A 249-nucleotide genomic window follows, 5' to 3' on the forward strand; every position below is an offset into this window, starting at 1 on the left:
GTATAACGGCAATATGCATCTTTCTTAATGATGTTTTCTACTACCGCACTATGAAGTGAGTTAGTCGTGTAAACAGGTGCTGTACAACCTTCTACGTAGTGTACGTGTGAGCCTTCGTCTACGATGATAAGCGTACGCTCGAATTGTCCCATATTTTCAGAGTTAATACGGAAAGACGCTTGAAGTGGTGTATCAACTTTAATACCTTTTGGAACGTAGATGAATGATCCACCAGACCAAACTGCAGAG

The 249-nt window shown here is 41.4% G+C and carries 1 protein-coding gene; it reads right to left on the minus strand.

The window, feature by feature from the left end:
- A partial coding sequence (locus AC0IXC_RS29285; RefSeq protein ID WP_471653722.1) for a SufD family Fe-S cluster assembly protein occupies positions 1-249 on the minus strand: 249 nt, incomplete at both ends.

Source organism: Bacillus sp. AC266, from assembly GCF_979253805.1.